The following is a 15,735-nucleotide window of genomic DNA, read 5'->3' as shown; positions in this document are numbered from 1 at the left end:
CCAGGGGTTGCCGCCCCTTGTTCGGAGTCGCGACCGTCTCGTCTTCAACAGCGCGCGGGACCGCTTGATGACTGATTGATCGATCTCCGTTGACCCGGTTGTGTCGATGGTGTGACCGATTGTGTTCGAGTTTGAGTCGATCCTGAGGGCTTCAACTCCCCTGATTCGAGCGGACGGTGGGGGTGGAGCTTCTGTAAACGTTTCCGAAAGTGCCGCCGGTGTTGCCGAAAGTGACCGCGAACGTGGTGAATTGCAGACCGAGTTGCGCCCGAGCGATCAAATTCGGTCGTACTCGGGCGCCCTTGTTTTGTCAGCGATCTACACAGCGCGGCCACATCAAATCACCGTACAACCAGGGACTTGGCCGATTGTGGCGCTGTGCGACGGGATGTGCCCGACCGTCTCCACCACTCGATGCCCGAACGGGCACGGCGGGGCGAAAGGGTCGTTGCCCCTTTTCCGCGGCGGATGTTGTCAGGAGACTGTGCTCAAGGCAGCTCTTGGTGTGGACCAATGTCCGTGTATCGGGGACCAAGGGCCTCCTGCAAAGGAGCAGAACCCGTGAAGACCGCCCGTCGTGGGCCGTACGTCGCCCCCGATGCTTCTGCGCGACGGCACAGCCCGAGCCGTGAGTGGAAGCCGAAGCCGCACGTCGACCGCGTGCCCGGCCGCAGCGTCACCGTCGCCGTCCGCTTTTCGAACCCGGAGCCCGGCCGCAGCCGAGCCGCGGCCGCCCTGCCCGAGCGGGCGCAACTTCCCGGACACGCCACCCAGTTGTCCGCAACCGTCAGTGGAAGCAGACCACTTCCACCCGTCGAGCCGTCGCCGTGCGCGCCGCTCGCTTCTCAGCGCCCGACCGCCGGGGCCGGGATCCGCCTGCGGCCTCCGGCCGGTGCCGCCGACCGTCCGGCGCGGCCCGCCGTCGGTGCGCCGGGTGCGTCACTCCCGGCACCGGACACCGTGCCCGGGCCACCCGGCCCGCCGCGGCAGACCCACCGTCGCAGCGCGCACGTCTGACCGTCCCGGCCGCCGCACTCGCGCGGCCCCGCGCGGTCGCCCGCACACCGTCGAGTCCGCCCGCCACCGGGCGAGAAACGTTCCGCCGCCACCCCACGATTCGTTGATACGGAGCGATATGGGCCCCCACGCACAACCCTCGACGCGGCTTCACGGCCGTGAACCGCAGCTCGCACAGATCCAGGACGCCATCCGGGCAGTGGCCACCTCCCGGCGGAGCAGAGTCCTGCTGACCGAGGCGCCGGTGGGCGCGGGCAAGACCCGTCTGCTGCGGGAGGCCGTCGCGATGGCCAGAACCGAGGGCTTCGCCGTCGGCGGCTCCGAAGCCGGACCGGCTGCGTCCCGGCCGTCCGGGGAGACGCCCGCGACCGGCTGGTTCGCTCCCGACAGCGGCGTTCCCGGGCAGGACTCCGGATCGCTCCCGGTACGGGTCTCGTTCGCCATCGAGGCCGCCAGGGCCGGTCTGCGCAACGACTCCGAGCACCCGACCGTGGTCGTCCTCGACGACCTCGACGTCGTCTCGCTCCCCGTTCTGGACAAGCTCTGCGACCTCGTGGTGGCCCGCGGCGGCCGTCCCATCCTGTGGCTCCTCGCCTTCACCCGGAACCGCGACAGCGCCACCGGTCTCGCCGGCACCGCCCCGGACCCGAGCTTGCCGACCTCCGAATCGGCCAAGGCGGCGCATGAGCGACTGCGCGGCCGGATCGCCGCCGAACAACTCACCGCGCTGGAACCGCTCAACGGCGAGGCGCTCGCCCAACTGGTCGCCGACGACGCCGGGGGTGCACCCGACGAAGCGCTGCTGGGCCTGGCCGAGAGCGTGAACGCCACCCCCCGCGCGGTGCGCGAACTCGTCCGCGGCCTCGTCGAGGACGGCGACATACAGGTCTTCGAGGGCACCGCCCGGTTAGCGGTCGCCACCGCCGACCGCACCTCCACCGGGGCCGGACTGCCCGCGCCCGTGCCCGCACGGTTCAGCGCCCTGATCCACCAGGAGCTGCGCAACCTCAGCGATCCGACCGTCAAGGCGCTGCGGCTGGCGGCGATACTGGGCTCGCCGTTCTCCCCGGAAGATCTGTCCGCGATGCTCTCCGAGGGACCGGTGGGACTGCTCGTCGCGGTCGACGAGGCAGTCGCCCACGGCCTGCTGGTGTGCGGGGAGCACGATCTCGCCTTCAGCAGCGAGCCGATCTGGCGGGTGCTGCTGGACTCCGTACCGCTTCCGGTGTGCGCGCTGCTGCGGCGTCAGGTGGCGGAGTCGCTCCTGTCCCGGCCCGACGGCACCGAGCGCGCGGCGCTCCAGCTGATCCACGTCGCCCAGCCCGGCGACACCGAGACCCTGCGGACCATCGCCGAGGGCGCCCGCCGAATGGTCACCGGCGACCCCTCGACCGCGGCGGCGCTCGCCGTGCACTGCATGGGGCTGGTGTCGGTCGAGCACCCCGACCGCACCCGGCTGGCCCGCACCGGCGTCGAGGCGTACACCAGGGCGGGCGAGCTGGACCGGGCGATCGCCCTGGCCAGGGCGGCGATCGAGGAGGCCGAGCTGCTTCCCGCGCGGTGCTCGGAGGCGCTGACGGCGGACCTGGTGGCACTGCGCGCCTCGATGTCGACGGCCCTGCTGCTGCTCGGCGACACCGGCCCGGCGCGCGCCGCCGCCGCGGGCGCGCTGGAGGGCTGCGGCCAGCACGACGCCGTGGTCACCTACCTCGCGGCCGGCTACCTCACGGGCCACAGCAGCGTCGCCCAGCAGACCTGGCGCATCCTCAGCTCGCCCGAGGACTACGAGGCCCCGGTGCTGGTCGGCGCGATGACCTTCTACGCCTTCGGGCAGTGGCGCCAGGGCCAGGTGCGGGAGGCGGTGCGCACGCTGACCGACGCCTGTGCGCTGGACTGCGGCGACCAGGGCGCTCCGATACTGGACCCCAACTGGTTCCTCGCGCTGGCGCTGACCCGGACCGACGAGTTCGAGCTGGCCGAAGCCGTCATCCAGCGCTGCGAACGCACCACTCCCGCCGGAGACGGGACGCTCGCCGCCGGAGTACCGGCGGTGCTCAGGGCCTCGCTGAGGCTGGCACAGGGTCGACTGGGCGAGGCGGCGCAGGCCGCGCAGTCGGTGGTGGCCGACCACGGGACGCAGGTGCCGATGCTGGCGCCGCAGGCGTGGCTGGTGCTCGCCGCGGTCGCTCTGCGCACCGGTGAACTCGCCCAGGCCGAGGAGCACTTGAGGACCCTGGCGGACTCCTACCCGCAGGACGCCTCCAGCCCCTGGTGGTCCACCCGTCTGATGCTGGCCGCCCAACTCGCCGAGGCACGGGAGGACAGCCGCTCCGCCGCCGACATGCTCGCCGAGATCGCCAAGCACCCCGAGCCCCTGCGCGAGTTGGTGCTGGAGGACTCGACCGCCGCCGCCTTCTGTGTACGGATCGCCCGCGCCGCCGACCGTCCCGAGCTGGCGCGCACCGTACTGGCCGCCACGGAACGGCTCAGCTGCACCAACGCCGATGTGGCGGCGGTCGTCGCCGCCTCGGTCCACGCCAGGGCGCTCGCCGCCGAGGACCGGGCCGCCCTCGCAGAGGCGGCCGAGCTGCACCGCAACCCCTGGGCGCGCGCGGCGGCCGCCGAGGACCTCGCCTGCCTGCTGCTGGAACGCTCCCGCAGCACTGCCGACGAGGACCGTGCGGCGCAGGAGCCCGGAGCGCAGGCGGCGGGCGCGTTCGAGGAGGCGGGCGACCACCGGCCGACCGGCCGCGACGAGGACCACGGCGCCGGGGAGAAGAGCGCCGAGGAGGCGGCGATCGGTGAACTGGACCGCGCCATGGCCGCCTACGCCGCGCTCGGCAGCGAACGCGACGCCGCGCGGGTGCGCGCCAGGCTGCGCAGTCTGGGTGTGCGCCGCCGGCACTGGACCCACGTCAAACGCCCGGTCTCCGGCTGGGAGAGCCTGACCAAGACCGAGCGCAAGGTGGCGGAGCTGGTCGCCGAGGGCCTCACCAACCGTCAGGCGGCCCGCCATCTGTTCGTCTCGCCGCACACGGTCGGTTTCCATCTGCGGCAGATCTACCGCAAGCTCGGCATCCAGTCCCGCACGGCGCTGGTCCGGTCCAGGGCCGAACAGGAGCCCCGGACCGAAGCAGCGCCGCCGCGGAAGGTCATTGCGAGCGCTTCAGCAGCGGTTCCCACCAGTCGCGGTTAGCGGTGTACCAGGCGACCGTCTCGGCCAGGCCCTCGTCGAAACCGACCCGGGGGCGGTAGCCGAGCGCGCGCAGCCTGCTGTCGTCCAGGGAGTAGCGGCGGTCGTGGCCCTTGCGGTCGGTGACCCGCTCCACCCGCTCCCAGCCCGATCCGGTCGCCGCCAGCAGGCGCTCGGTGAGCTCCAGATTGGTCAACTCGGCGGTTCCGGCGATGTGGTGGACCTCGCCGGGCTCGCCGAGTTCGGCCGCCAGCCGGATGGCACGGCAGTGGTCGTCGACGTGGATCCAGTCGCGCACATTGCCCCCGTCGCCGTAGAGCGGCACCTTCCGGCCGTCGGTGAGGCGGGTGACGAAGAGCGGGATGACCTTCTCCGGGTACTGGTGCGGCCCGTAGTTGTTGCCGCAGCGGGTCAGCAGCACAGGCAGCCCGTGGGTGCGCGCGTAGGAGAGAGCCAGCACGTCGCCGCCCGCCTTGGACGCCGCGTACGGCGAGTTGGGGCTCAGCGGTGCGCTCTCGTCCCAGGAGCCGGTCTCGATGCTGCCGTACACCTCGTCGGTGGAGACGTGGACGACTCTCGGGGTGCCCGCGGCCAGGCACGCCTCCATCAGGGTCTGCACCCCCAGGACGTTGCTGTGCACGAAGTCCGCGGCGCCCTCGATGGAGCGGTCGACGTGCGACTCGGCGGCGAAGTTGACCACCAGATCGTGCCCGGGCACGACTGTGCGCAGCAGCCCGGCGTCGCACAGATCGCCGTGGACGAAGGTGTAACTCCCCTCCACGGACTGGAGGTTGGCGAGATTGCCGGCATAGGTCAGCTTGTCCAGCACGGTGACCTGCGCGGCCGGGTCCCGGTCCGCGCCGAGGAGCAGTGAGCGCACGAAGTGCGAGCCGATGAATCCGGCGCCGCCGGTGACCAGGATCCTCATGAGCTCACCTGCATCGTGCTGTGGTCGCCCAGTACGAGCCGGTGTGCGCGCAGCGCCCCGGCCGAGGCGGTGACGTCCACCTCGCGGCCGATCAGCGAGCGTTCCACCCGGCGTACGCCCGTCATCGAGGCCCCGCGCAGCACGATCGAGTACTCCACCTCGCTGTCGACGATCGAGCAGTTCCGGTCGATGGAGGTGAACGGCCCGATGTAGGAGTCGCGGATGTGCGTGCCCGAGGCGATGACGGCCGGCCCGACGATGCGCGACCCGGTCACCGTCGCGCCCTCCTCGACGACGACGCGGCCGACCAGCTCGCTGGAGTCGACCCGGCCCTCGCAACGCGCGGGCACACCGTCCAGCACCAGGCGGTTGACCTCCAGCATGTCCGCCACGTTCCCGGTGTCCTTCCAGTAGCCGGACACCTGCGTCGCCTCGACCCGGCAGCCCGAGTCGATCAGCTCCTGGATGGCGTCGGTGATCTCCAACTCGCCGCGCCAGGACGGTTTCAGCTCGGCGACGGCCTCGTGCACCCGGGAGGTGAAGAGGTAGACGCCGACCAGGGCGAGATCGCTCCTGGGGTGCTCGGGCTTCTCCTCCAGCCCGATCACCGCCCCGCGTTCGTCGAGCTCGACGACGCCGAAGGCACGCGGGTCGGAGACCTGGGTGAGCATGATCTGAGCGTCGGGCCTGCGTTCGCGGAAGCGCTGCACGAGGTCGCTGACGCCGCCGACGATGAAGTTGTCGCCGAGGTACATCACGAAGTCGTCCTCGCCCAGGTAGTCGCGGGCGATGCGGACCGCGTGCGCCAGGCCCAGCGGTGCCTCCTGCGGGAGATAGGTGACCTCCAGCCCGAACTGCGAACCGTCGCCGACCGCCGCCTCGATCTCCGGCGCCGTCTCACCGACGACGACGCCCACCTCGCGGATGCCCGCCTGCGCGATCGACTCCAACCCGTAGAAGAGAACGGGCTTGTTGGCGACCGGAACCAGCTGCTTCGCCGAGGTGTGGGTGATCGGCCGCAGCCGTGAGCCGGACCCGCCGGCGAGTACGAGAGCCTTCATCTGCGCCCCTGGAGGTCGAAGGAAGCTGCCCGTACGGAGTGTCCGGCCGGGAGCGAGGGGGATCCGCCGGTGCTGACCGTGGAGCGTGGTGCGGCGGAGCTGGGTGCGTGCGGTGCGTGCGGTGGGGGAGGGCAACGGGAGACGGGTGCGCGACCCGCGTACGGCGTCGGTGCGCGGCTGCCGCGCGCGGTCCGCACGGCGCCGTGCGCGGGGACCGGGACGCCCCGGCGCCTCCCCGGAGCCGCGTGGGCGTCCGGGGAGGCGGGGGAGCGGCGGGTGGTGCTGCCGGTGGATCAGCCGAGCGTCGCGGGCAGCACCGCCATGCGGCGGATCATCCACTCCGACTCCCACTGGACCGAACCCTCGTCCGTCAGACGGGCGTTGGGGAAGCGGCGCAGGAAGCCGCGCAGCGCGATCTGCGCCTCGAGCCGCGCCAGCGAGGCGCCGATGCAGTAGTGCATGCCCAGGCCGAAGGTCAGATGGCCCTGGCCGCCGCGGGCCGGGTCGAAGCAGTCCGCGCCCTCGTCCTCGTCCCGGTTGGCGGCGGCCAGGTTGACCTGCACCGGCTCGCCCTTGGGGATGAGGTAGCCGCCCAGCTCGACGTCCTCCAGCGGGAAGCGCCAGGTGGGGTGCGGGAACGGCGGGTGCACCCGCAGCGTTTCCTCCACCCAGGCGTTGATCTCGTCGTCGGTCTTCGGACGCTCCTCGACGGGGCGGCGGATCGCCTCGTAGATGGAGGCCGAGATCAGGCTGCCGGTCGTCTCGTAACCGGTGATGATCATCGCCAGCGCCCAGACGACGACCTCGCCCTCGGTGACCTTGGCGTCCGGGCCGTCGGAGGCGGCCAACAGGCCGGTGATGACACCCTCCTCCAGCGGCTCGGGGTTGTGCACCCAGCCCTCGACGGCCTCGTAGAGCGCACGGACCGAGGCGGTGCGCGCCGGGTAGTCCGAGGAGTAGAGGATGACGTCGGTGATGTCGCGCAGCTGCTTGCGCGCCTCGGACGGCAGACCGAGCATCTCGGAGATGAACGCCAGCGGGATGTGGTGGGTGTAGTCGGTCACCACGTTGACCTCGGCGGCATCGCCGGTGGCGGACGCCTCCAGGATGTCCAGGAAGCCGTCGACCTTCTCGCCGACCCGCTCGCCCCACTTCTCGGTGTTGCGCGGGCTCAGCACACCGGAGTGCAGACGGCGGATGCGGGCGTGGTGCTCGCCGTCGCTCATGATCATGGTGCGGGCGTACTCGGGGTCGGGCTGCGAGCCGAGCATCAGGCCGGGCTTGCGCATCCACTCCGGTACGAGGGTGATGTCCTTGGCGAGCTGCGGGTGGGTCAGCGCCTCACGGACGAGCTTCTCCTCGCAGACCACCCACGCCTGCTTGTCCAGATAGGGGATCCTGATGACCGGTGCCACCTTCGCGGCGACCAGCAGCGCCGGCATGACGTCGAAGGGGCCCGGGTCCACCGGCATGTCGGTGATCGGAGGCTCGATCGCCCCCGTCGCACCCGAGTGGTCGACGGGGCAGCCCGAGGCCTGCTTCTCGGTCGTGGTCCTGGCGTTCAATGTGTGACACCTCCGGTGGGAATCTGGCCCTGTGAATCGGCCATTGACTCGATGAGATCGGCGGCCCTGCTCGGGGCGTCGCTGTTGCGGAACTCCTCCGCCAGCTCCTGGGCGCGCCGGCGGTAGCTTTCGTCGGTCAGCACGGTCCGCACGGCCTTGCTCAGGCTCTCCTCGGACACGGCGGCCTTCTTCACCACGACCCCGACGCCGGCCCACTGCGCGCGCGCCGCGACGTCGGGCTTCTCCTCGGAGCTGGGGGTCACGACGAGCGGAACGCCGTGGGCCAGCGCCGCGTTGACGCCGTTGTAGCCGCCGTTGGTGAGCATCACGTCGACGTGCGGCAGCAGGTGGTGGTACGGGACGAAGCGCTCCAGCCGCACGTTGTCCGGCAGCGGGCTCAGCTTGTCCACGTCCAGGTCGGTGCCGGTGGTGACGACCACCAGCACGTTCTGGTCGGCGAGCGCCCGCACGGCCGAGGCCAGCAGCCACTCCACGTCGTTGGCGGTGGTGCCCTGGGTGATGAGGGCGACCGGGCGGTCCTCCTCCAACTCCCCCCACCACGCGGGTGGTTCGAAGTCCTCCGGCGGCAGGCCGATCAGCCCGCCCACGAAGTGGGTCCCGGGGTGCAGATCGCTGCGCGGGTACTCGAAGGAGGGGACGGTGCCCACCAGATAGAGCGCGGGCGGACGGGCGATGTTCTCCATCGCGCTGGTGGTGAGCCTGGGCAGACCCACCGAGTCACGGGTGAGGTCCGCCTCCCTGCGCATGTCCCGCATCGCGATCCGGTCGCTGACGAAGGTCATCAGGGCGTTGCGGATCCGGCCCAGCGGCGTCGAACTCGGCGGCACCCCGCGGCCGATGGGGGCGGTGTCACGACTGCCCAGGATGTAGATGGAGTTGGCCAGCCAGCCCAGCGGCACGCCGGAGCGCTCACTGGCGAACGCGGCGCCGTAGCACATGTCGTCGCCCAGGATGCAGTCCGCGGGGAAGCGCTCCAGGATCGCCAGCAGCTCCTCCATCTGGGCGGGAGCCGTGCGGTAGAAGATGTCCCGCACGCCGATCTTGAAGTTCTTGAGCCCGCTCAGGCCGGCGTGGCTGGGGAAGGCCTCCTCGCGGCTCTTGCCGCCGAAGTCCAACTCCTCGCTCATCGGCTCGAAGTGGGCGCCGGTCTGCTCCACCTGCCGACGGAAGGCCCTCCCGGTGTACCAGCGCACCTCGTGACCGCGGCGGGTCAGCTCGTGCGCCACCTCCAGCATGCTGACGACGTGTCCCTGTGCCGGTGTGGTCGCGATCAACACTCGCGTCAACGTCGCCTCCGTCGGGTCCGTGGGTCACCTTCACCGTGGCGGTCGGCGGCGCCCTGCGGGGGCGCGTCCGTCCGGCCTCGGCCGCCAGCATCACCCCCGAACAGGGGCTACCGGCGCGTCCGCGGAAAATCCCGCACGATCGCGCAGGGTGGGACCGTTCGAACGGTTGGTGCGCAGGTTCGAGGGGCCGGCCAAACCATGCGTCCGCGGTTCGGCTGGGGGATATGGGAGCGCTCTCCCCGCGAAACCATGACGACCAGGCATTCCCGGCAGCGCCCAGACCGTCGCAGGCCCAGATGGGCTCCGCCGGCACCCAGGACATGCTCCCGGCCTTAGGACACCGCGTACTGGAGGACACCTGTGACGGCATCCCTGCAGGAGATCGACGGGCTGAACAGCACGTTCGACGGCCCGAAGCGGGTCACCGTCCTCGGCGCCGGTGTCGCCGGACTTGTCGCGGCCTACGAGCTGGAGCGCCTCGGCCACCAGGTCGAAGTGATCGAGGGCAGCCACGACATCGGCGGCAGGGTGCACACCCACCGCTTCTCCCACCGCGGACGCAACGGCCCGGCCGCCGAACTGGGCGCGATGCGCATCCCCGCCGGCCACCGGCTGACCATGCACTACATCGCCGAGCTCGGACTGCAGAACCAGGTGCGCGAGTTCCGCACGATCTTCTCCGACGACTCGGCCTACCTGCCGAGTTCGGACGGCTACCTGCGTGTGCGGGACGCCCACAAGCCCCTGATCGAGGAGTTCGCGGCCGGACTGCCCCGCCGCGACTACGACGAGCGCACCCTGCTCTTCGGCGCCTGGCTGGACGCCAGCATCCGCGCGATCGCCCCCCGCCAGTTCTACGCCGAGCTGCGGCACGAGATCGGAGTGGAACTGCTCAACCTGATCGACCACATCGATCTGAAGCCCTATCTCTCCGGCGCCGCGGGAAACCGCATCGACCTGCACTCCTTCTTCTCCGACCACCCGCAGGTGCGCTCGTTCTGCCCGCCGCGCCTGGAGCGCTTCCTGGACGACGTGCTCGACGAGACCTCCACGACGATCGTGCGGCTGGGCAGCGGCATGGACGCCCTGCCCCGCCGCCTCGCCTCCCGCATCAGGGGGAACGTGATGACGGGTCAGGAGGTCGTGGGCATCGACGTCCGCGAGGACGGTGTCGACCTGCGCATCCGCCGGGGCATCAGGACCGTGGTGCGCAAATGCGACTACGTGGTGTGCACCATCCCCTTCTCCGTCCTCAAGGGCATGCGGCTGACCGGGTTCGACCAGGAGAAGCTGGACATCGTCAACGGGACGAAGTACTGGCCGGGCACGAAGATCGCCTTCCACTGCCGCGAGCCGTTCTGGGAGAAGGACGGCATCACCGGCGGCGCCTCCTTCACCGGCGGCCATGTGCGCCAGACCTACTACCCGCCGGTGGAGAGCGACCCCGAGGGCGGGGCCGTACTGCTCGCCAGCTACACCCTCGGCCCGGACGCCGACGCGCTGAGCGAGCTCAGCGACACCGAGCGGGACGCCCTGATCGTCAAGGAACTGAGCGTCATGCACCCGGAGTTGCGCCGTCCCGGCATGGTGCTGGCGATCAGCGGCCGGGCCTGGGGCACGCACCGCTGGTCGCGCGGCGCGGCCACCGTGCGCTGGCGGCAGGAGGCGTCGCTGCGCGAAGCGGAGCAGCGCGAGGCCGCCCGGCCGCAGCGCGGCCTTTTCTTCGCCGGCGAGCACTGCTCCTCCAAGCCCGCCTGGATCGAGGGCGCCATCGAGTCGGCCATCGACGTGGCGCACCAGATCGAGTGGTACGAGCCGCGCACCAGCCGGGTGTTCGCCGTGCGGGCGACGGGAACGGAGAAGCGCCCGTGAGCCTCTTCGACCTGCCGCGGCTGCACTTTCGCGGCACCGCGACGACGCATCTGCCCACCGGCCCCCGCAGCGGTCTGGTGGACCTCGCGACGAACACCGCACTGACCGAGGACGGCCGGCCCTTCCCCGCCGACCGCCCCCCGTCCGAGTACCACGACCACCTCGACCGCATCGGCACGCGCTACGACGCCACCGGGCGCCCCGCGCCCGAGGGACCGTTCAACGCGGCCAAGGGCGAGGACTTCGCCGGCAACGGCCACTTCGCCGTCGACGCCCGCATCGCGGCCGTCGAGGGCCGCGCGGGCGCGCTCGACACCGAGGACGCAGCCGTCGGCCGCGCCGTCGACATGTGGGGTCACTACAACGAGTACCTGGCCACCACGGTGAACCGGGCGCGGGTCTTCGACCTCGACCCCGCGTCCCCCTGGACCACCACGCTGATGGTCGGACAGTTCTCCTTCGGCCGCTCGGGCCGCTCGCACGACGTCGGCTACATGGCCGGCGGCGCCGTGCGCGGCTTCCACCCGCCGCGCTGGCACCACACCGGACATGTGCGCACCGGCCCGCAGAGCGAGGGGCACTGGCTCGCCGACAGTCTGAACCGTTCGGTGGTCCACCAGTTCGTGGTCGACCGCGAGGACGAACTGCGCTGGCTGGAGGAGGCCGACGCCTCCCCGGTGGTGACCCGGCTGCGCGAACTCGTCGAGGGCGGCGGGGCGGACGGGCTGGTCGTCCAGTTCGCGCTCAGCCATCTCGCCGCGCCGCAGGTTCCCGACGTGCCGGGCCGCCGGCAGCTGCGCGGCACGATCGCGCCCTGGCACCGGAGCGAACCGCGCACCCACCCCGCGGGCCGTCTCCTGGTCCCCGGCCGCCGCGCGGAGCGGCCCGCCGGGGGACCGCACAACCTCACGGTCGAGGTGACGGACGACCGCGTCACCCTGAACATGGTCACCGCGCTGCCGACCGAGCCGCTGCCCCCGGCGGCACCGTCCGCCGCCGGCGCACCGCCCGCTCCCGTACCCGCTCCCGCGCGGGTCGACCTCGGCGACCTCGAACTGCGCACCGCGGACGGCGAGTTGGTCGCCCGCATCCCCCGATCGGCGTACCTGGGGCAGGAGTACGACCGCGCGTCAGGCGTCGTGTCGGTGCCCGCCCTGCTTCCGGGCGCCGCCGTCGCCGACCGGGCGCTCTGCCTGGTCGGCGACGGCCCGCAGGGGCCGGTGACGCTGTTGCGCGAGCGCGAGGTCAACCTCCAGGCCGACGAGGCCGCCCTCATCCTGGAACACCCCAGAGACCCCGGGGGCACCGACAGCGAGCACGACGTCGAGGTGGAGCTGCGGGCCTTCGTCCGCGGTCGCCCCGCCCCGGTGAACGGGATCGCGGTGCGCCAGTTCTTCAACCCCCGGGCCCTGCCCCGCGATCCGGCCGCGTGCTCGGCCGCGGCGCGCAGCACCGATGTCGAGATCGTCCGGATGCGCGCCGGCGGCCGGGACGCCGACGGCGACTGGGCCGGCGGCTGCACCCTGGACACCGACCGGCACGGCCGCGCCCTGTTCACCCTGCGCGGCGCACGGGCCGGTACCTCGCGGCTGCTGTTCTCCGTCCAGGGCCAGGAGCTGCCGTGCGATCCCGCGGCGGAGGGCTCGGCGCGGCTGGCCTTCGACCACGACGACGCGCTCGGCTACTGGTCCGGCGCGGGCCACCTCTCGCTGCGGGTGCTGCCCGACGACTGGCACCTGGACGGACTCGGGCCCGAGCAGGCCGACTTCGACCTGGTCTACCGCGAGGTCTTCGCCTACTACGAGCACCTCTACTCGTTCATGAAGGCTGAGGTCTTCAGCCTCGCGGACCGCTGCAAGGTGGAGACCTACGCCAAGCTCATCTGGCAGATGTGCGACCCGCGCAACAAGGCCACCACGTACTACATGCCGCCCACCCGTGACCTGTCGGCGCCCAAGTCCCGCTTGCTGCTCGCCTTCCTGCGCGCCCAGCAGGCGCCCGAGCAGCTGCTGACCACCGAGCCCGCGACCCTGCCGGCCGGCGAGCGGATCACCACCCGCGAACAGCTGGTGCGGGTGCTGCGCGAGGCCGCCGCCATCGAGCTGGCCGTGATGGTCCAGTACCTCTACGCCGCCTACTCGGTGCCCACCCACGGCGCGGGCGCGGAGTACGTCCGCAGGGGGACCTGGACGCCCGAACAGCTGCGGCTGGCCTGCGGCGACGGCGGCGAGACCCTCGACGAGGGCCTGCGCAGCATGCTGATGGGCATCGCCCGGGAGGAGATGATCCACTTCCTCCTGGTCAACAACATCCTGACCGCCGTGGGGGAGCCCTTCCACATCCCCCGCATCGACTTCGGCACCGTCAACGCGCAGCTCCCCGTCCCGCTGGACTTCTGCCTGGAGCGTCTGGGGCCGGGCAGCGTCGAACGGTTCCTGCAGATCGAGCGCCCCGAGGAGCTGGTCGAGGACGTGCGCCGCGGCGGGCCGGGCGAGGGCCGTGCCTCCGTGGCCGAGCGGGCCGCGGACGCCGAGCAGGACGAGCGGCTCCGGTACGCCTCGCTCAGCGAGCTGTACGCCGAGATCCGGGAGGGTTTGCGGCGGGTGCCCGGCCTGTTCCTCGTCGAGCGGGGCAGGGGAGGCGGCGAACACCACCTCTTCCTGCGGGAGTCGGTCAACCGCGACCACCCCGACTACCAGCTCGAGGTCGACGATCTGTCCAGCGCGCTGTTCGCCATCGACGTCATCACCGAACAGGGCGAGGGCGGTGTCCTCGGGCCGCAGGACGAGCAGGCGCCCGAGCAGTCGCACTACGTCTCCTTCCTGCGCATCGCCGCGCTGCTGCGCGAGGCGAAGACCGAGGGACGGCTGCGCGAACCCTGGAACCCGGCGTACCCGGTGCTCCGCAACCCGACGCTGGAGCGCGGCAATCCGGCCAAGGAGACGGTGACCGACCCCGACGCCCGCGCGGTGATGGAGCTGTTCAACCGGGCGTACTTCATGGCGCTGCAGCTGATGGTCCAGCACTTCGGCGAGCAGCCGGACGCCAGCCTGCGCCGGTCGGACCTGATGAACGGCGCGATCGACATGATGACCGGTCTGATGCGGCCGCTGGCCGAGCTGTTGGTGACCATGCCCTCCGGCCGCAGGGGACGCACCGCGGGGCCCTCCTTCGAGCTGACGGAGGTGCCGGTGCCCCTGGCCCGTCCCGACGTCGCCCGTCGCAGCATCGCCGCCCGACTGGACCAACTCGCCGCCGACTGCGCCAAGTTGCCCGTGGTGCCCGCCCGGGTCGGCGAGATGAGCGCCTTCTGGGCCGACCATTTCCGACCGGCGGCCGGCCCCTAGCGGCGCCTTGGCCCGGCGCCCGGCCAGTCCGCCGCGCCCCGCCCGCCCACCGGCCCCGACCCGCCCGTACACCCCGACCCGCCCGTCAGCCCAAGACGTTGTCCGAAGGAGAGATCGCATGCCACCACCCGGGACGCTGCCTCGGTTCGGCCTGAAGGGCTGGAGCGGCGAGGACCTCGCGAACCCGTACCCGGTCTACCGCCGCTACCTCGACAGCGCGCCGGTGCACCGCACGGAGTCGGGGCCGGGACAGCCGGACACCTACTACCTCTTCGGCTACGAGGACTGCACACGGGTGCTCACCAGCCGCCGGTTCGGCCGCGACGCCCGTGTCGCCTCCGGCGATCCGCAGGCGGCACCCGTGCCGGTGCCCGCGGAGTTCCGCGCGCTGCGCACCATCGTCGAGAACTGGCTGGTCTTCCTCGACCCGCCGAAGCACACCCGGCTGCGCTCGCTGCTCAACCGCGAGTTCTCGCCCTCGGTCGTCGCCGGGCTGCGCCCGCGCATCGCCGAGATCGCCCACTCGCTGCTGGAGCCGATCGCCCGCGCCCGCGGGCCGGTCGACTTCGTCGAGAGCTTCGCCGCACCGCTGCCGATCCTGGTCATCTCCGAACTGCTCGGCATCGCCCGCGAGGACCGCGACTGGCTGCGCGACCGCGCGGTGGCGCTCCAGGAGGCCAGCTCCAGCCGCCTGGCCGAGGGCGGACGCGAGCGCGCCGAATCCGCAGCCGCCGAGTTCGACCTCTACTTCCGCCGGGAGATCGGCCGTCGCCGCGAGTCCGAGAGCGACGATCTGCTGACGCTGCTCGTACGCGCCAGGGACAGCGGTGCGCCGGTGAGCGAGGAGGGGATCGTCGGCACCTGCGTCCACCTCCTGACCGCCGGCCACGAGACCACCACCAACTTCCTCTCCAAGGCCGTGCTCGCGCTGCGCGCCCGTCCCGGGGTGCGCGAGGCCCTCCTGGCCGACCCGGCGGCCACCGGCGCCGCGGTCGAGGAGATCCTGCGCTGGGACGCCCCGGTGCAGGCGGTGACCCGGTGGTCCTACGAGGACACCGTGCTCGGCGGCGTCCCGGTGCCGCGCGGCAGCCGGGTCGTGGCGATGCTCGGCTCGGCCAACCGCGACGCCGCACGCTTCCCCGACCCCGACGCACTGGACATCACCCGCCCGGCGGACCGGCATCTCACCTTCGGCCTGGGCATCCACTACTGCCTGGGCGCCACCCTGGCCAGGGTCGAGGCCGAGATCGGGCTGCGAGCGGTTCTCGAGCGCCTGCCGGGGCTCTGCGACGGCACGGCCGAGGCCGAGTACGCCGACGACATGATCTTCCACGGCCCCGCCCGGCTCGTTCTGGACCCCAACGCCCCACCGGATGCGGCCGGTTGACGCGGCCGTGTCGCCGGTCGACCGGCCACCACCCCCAGCACTCCCCGACAGCGCCCCA

Annotated in this window: 8 protein-coding genes; 4 read left to right on the top strand and 4 right to left on the bottom strand. The window is 72.0% G+C overall.

Features of this window, described 5'->3' with window-relative positions; translation table 11 throughout:
- The first annotated feature begins 1,135 nt into the window (after positions 1-1,135).
- Complete coding sequence (locus MTQ01_RS18770; RefSeq protein ID WP_247491804.1) at positions 1,136-4,213, top strand: LuxR family transcriptional regulator; 3,078 nt, start codon at positions 1,136-1,138, stop codon at positions 4,211-4,213.
- Here MTQ01_RS18770 and rfbB read toward each other — a convergent pair.
- The 4 genes from rfbB to MTQ01_RS18750 form a co-directional block, all read right to left on the bottom strand.
- On the bottom strand, positions 4,170-5,138 hold the full coding sequence (gene rfbB / locus MTQ01_RS18765) for a dTDP-glucose 4,6-dehydratase (RefSeq protein ID WP_247491803.1): 969 nt from the start codon (positions 5,136-5,138) through the stop codon (positions 4,170-4,172). The two genes, MTQ01_RS18770 and rfbB, sit on opposite strands and share 44 nt — an antisense overlap.
- On the bottom strand, positions 5,135-6,199 hold the full coding sequence (locus tag MTQ01_RS18760) for a glucose-1-phosphate thymidylyltransferase (protein WP_247491802.1): 1,065 nt from the start codon (positions 6,197-6,199) through the stop codon (positions 5,135-5,137). Before MTQ01_RS18760 ends, rfbB begins: the two co-directional genes overlap by 4 nt.
- A 293-nt stretch (positions 6,200-6,492) precedes the next feature.
- Positions 6,493-7,764 (bottom strand): cytochrome P450, encoded by a 1,272-nt coding sequence (locus MTQ01_RS18755; RefSeq protein ID WP_247491801.1) that lies wholly within the window; start codon positions 7,762-7,764, stop codon positions 6,493-6,495.
- Positions 7,761-9,062, bottom strand: a complete 1,302-nt coding sequence (locus tag MTQ01_RS18750) for a glycosyltransferase (protein WP_247491969.1) — start codon at positions 9,060-9,062, stop codon at positions 7,761-7,763. Before MTQ01_RS18750 ends, MTQ01_RS18755 begins: the two co-directional genes overlap by 4 nt.
- Positions 9,063-9,431: 369 nt before the next feature.
- On the opposite strand from MTQ01_RS18750, the gene MTQ01_RS18745 reads away from it, so the two are divergent.
- The 3 genes from MTQ01_RS18745 to MTQ01_RS18735 all read left to right on the top strand — a co-directional run bounded on the left by MTQ01_RS18745 (position 9,432) and on the right by MTQ01_RS18735 (position 15,677).
- On the top strand, positions 9,432-10,943 hold the full coding sequence (locus tag MTQ01_RS18745; protein WP_247491800.1) for an NAD(P)/FAD-dependent oxidoreductase: 1,512 nt from the start codon (positions 9,432-9,434) through the stop codon (positions 10,941-10,943).
- Positions 10,940-14,290 carry a ferritin-like domain-containing protein gene (locus tag MTQ01_RS18740; protein WP_247491799.1) on the top strand — a complete coding sequence of 1,117 codons (3,351 nt, stop codon included), beginning with the start codon at positions 10,940-10,942 and terminating at the stop codon, positions 14,288-14,290. Before MTQ01_RS18745 ends, MTQ01_RS18740 begins: the two co-directional genes overlap by 4 nt.
- Before the next feature lie 118 nt (positions 14,291-14,408).
- On the top strand, positions 14,409-15,677 hold the full coding sequence (locus MTQ01_RS18735; protein ID WP_247491797.1) for a cytochrome P450: 1,269 nt from the start codon (positions 14,409-14,411) through the stop codon (positions 15,675-15,677).
- Positions 15,678-15,735: the final 58 nt, after the last annotated feature.

The organism is Streptomyces sp. XM4193 (genome assembly GCF_023072595.1).
Taxonomy (GTDB): Bacteria; Actinomycetota; Actinomycetes; order Streptomycetales; family Streptomycetaceae; genus Streptomyces.
This window is presented reverse-complemented; position numbering and strand designations above follow the sequence as displayed.

Excerpts from the sequence above, each read along its gene's own strand:
- rfbB (WP_247491803.1), bottom strand. The coding sequence starts at position 5,138 with ATGAGGATCCTGGTCACCGGCGGCGCCGGATTCATCGGCTCGCACTTC.
- MTQ01_RS18770 (WP_247491804.1), top strand. The coding sequence starts at position 1,136 with ATGGGCCCCCACGCACAACCCTCGACGCGGCTTCACGGCCGTGAACCG.
- MTQ01_RS18735 (WP_247491797.1), top strand. The coding sequence starts at position 14,409 with ATGCCACCACCCGGGACGCTGCCTCGGTTCGGCCTGAAGGGCTGGAGC.
- MTQ01_RS18760 (WP_247491802.1), bottom strand. The coding sequence starts at position 6,199 with ATGAAGGCTCTCGTACTCGCCGGCGGGTCCGGCTCACGGCTGCGGCCG.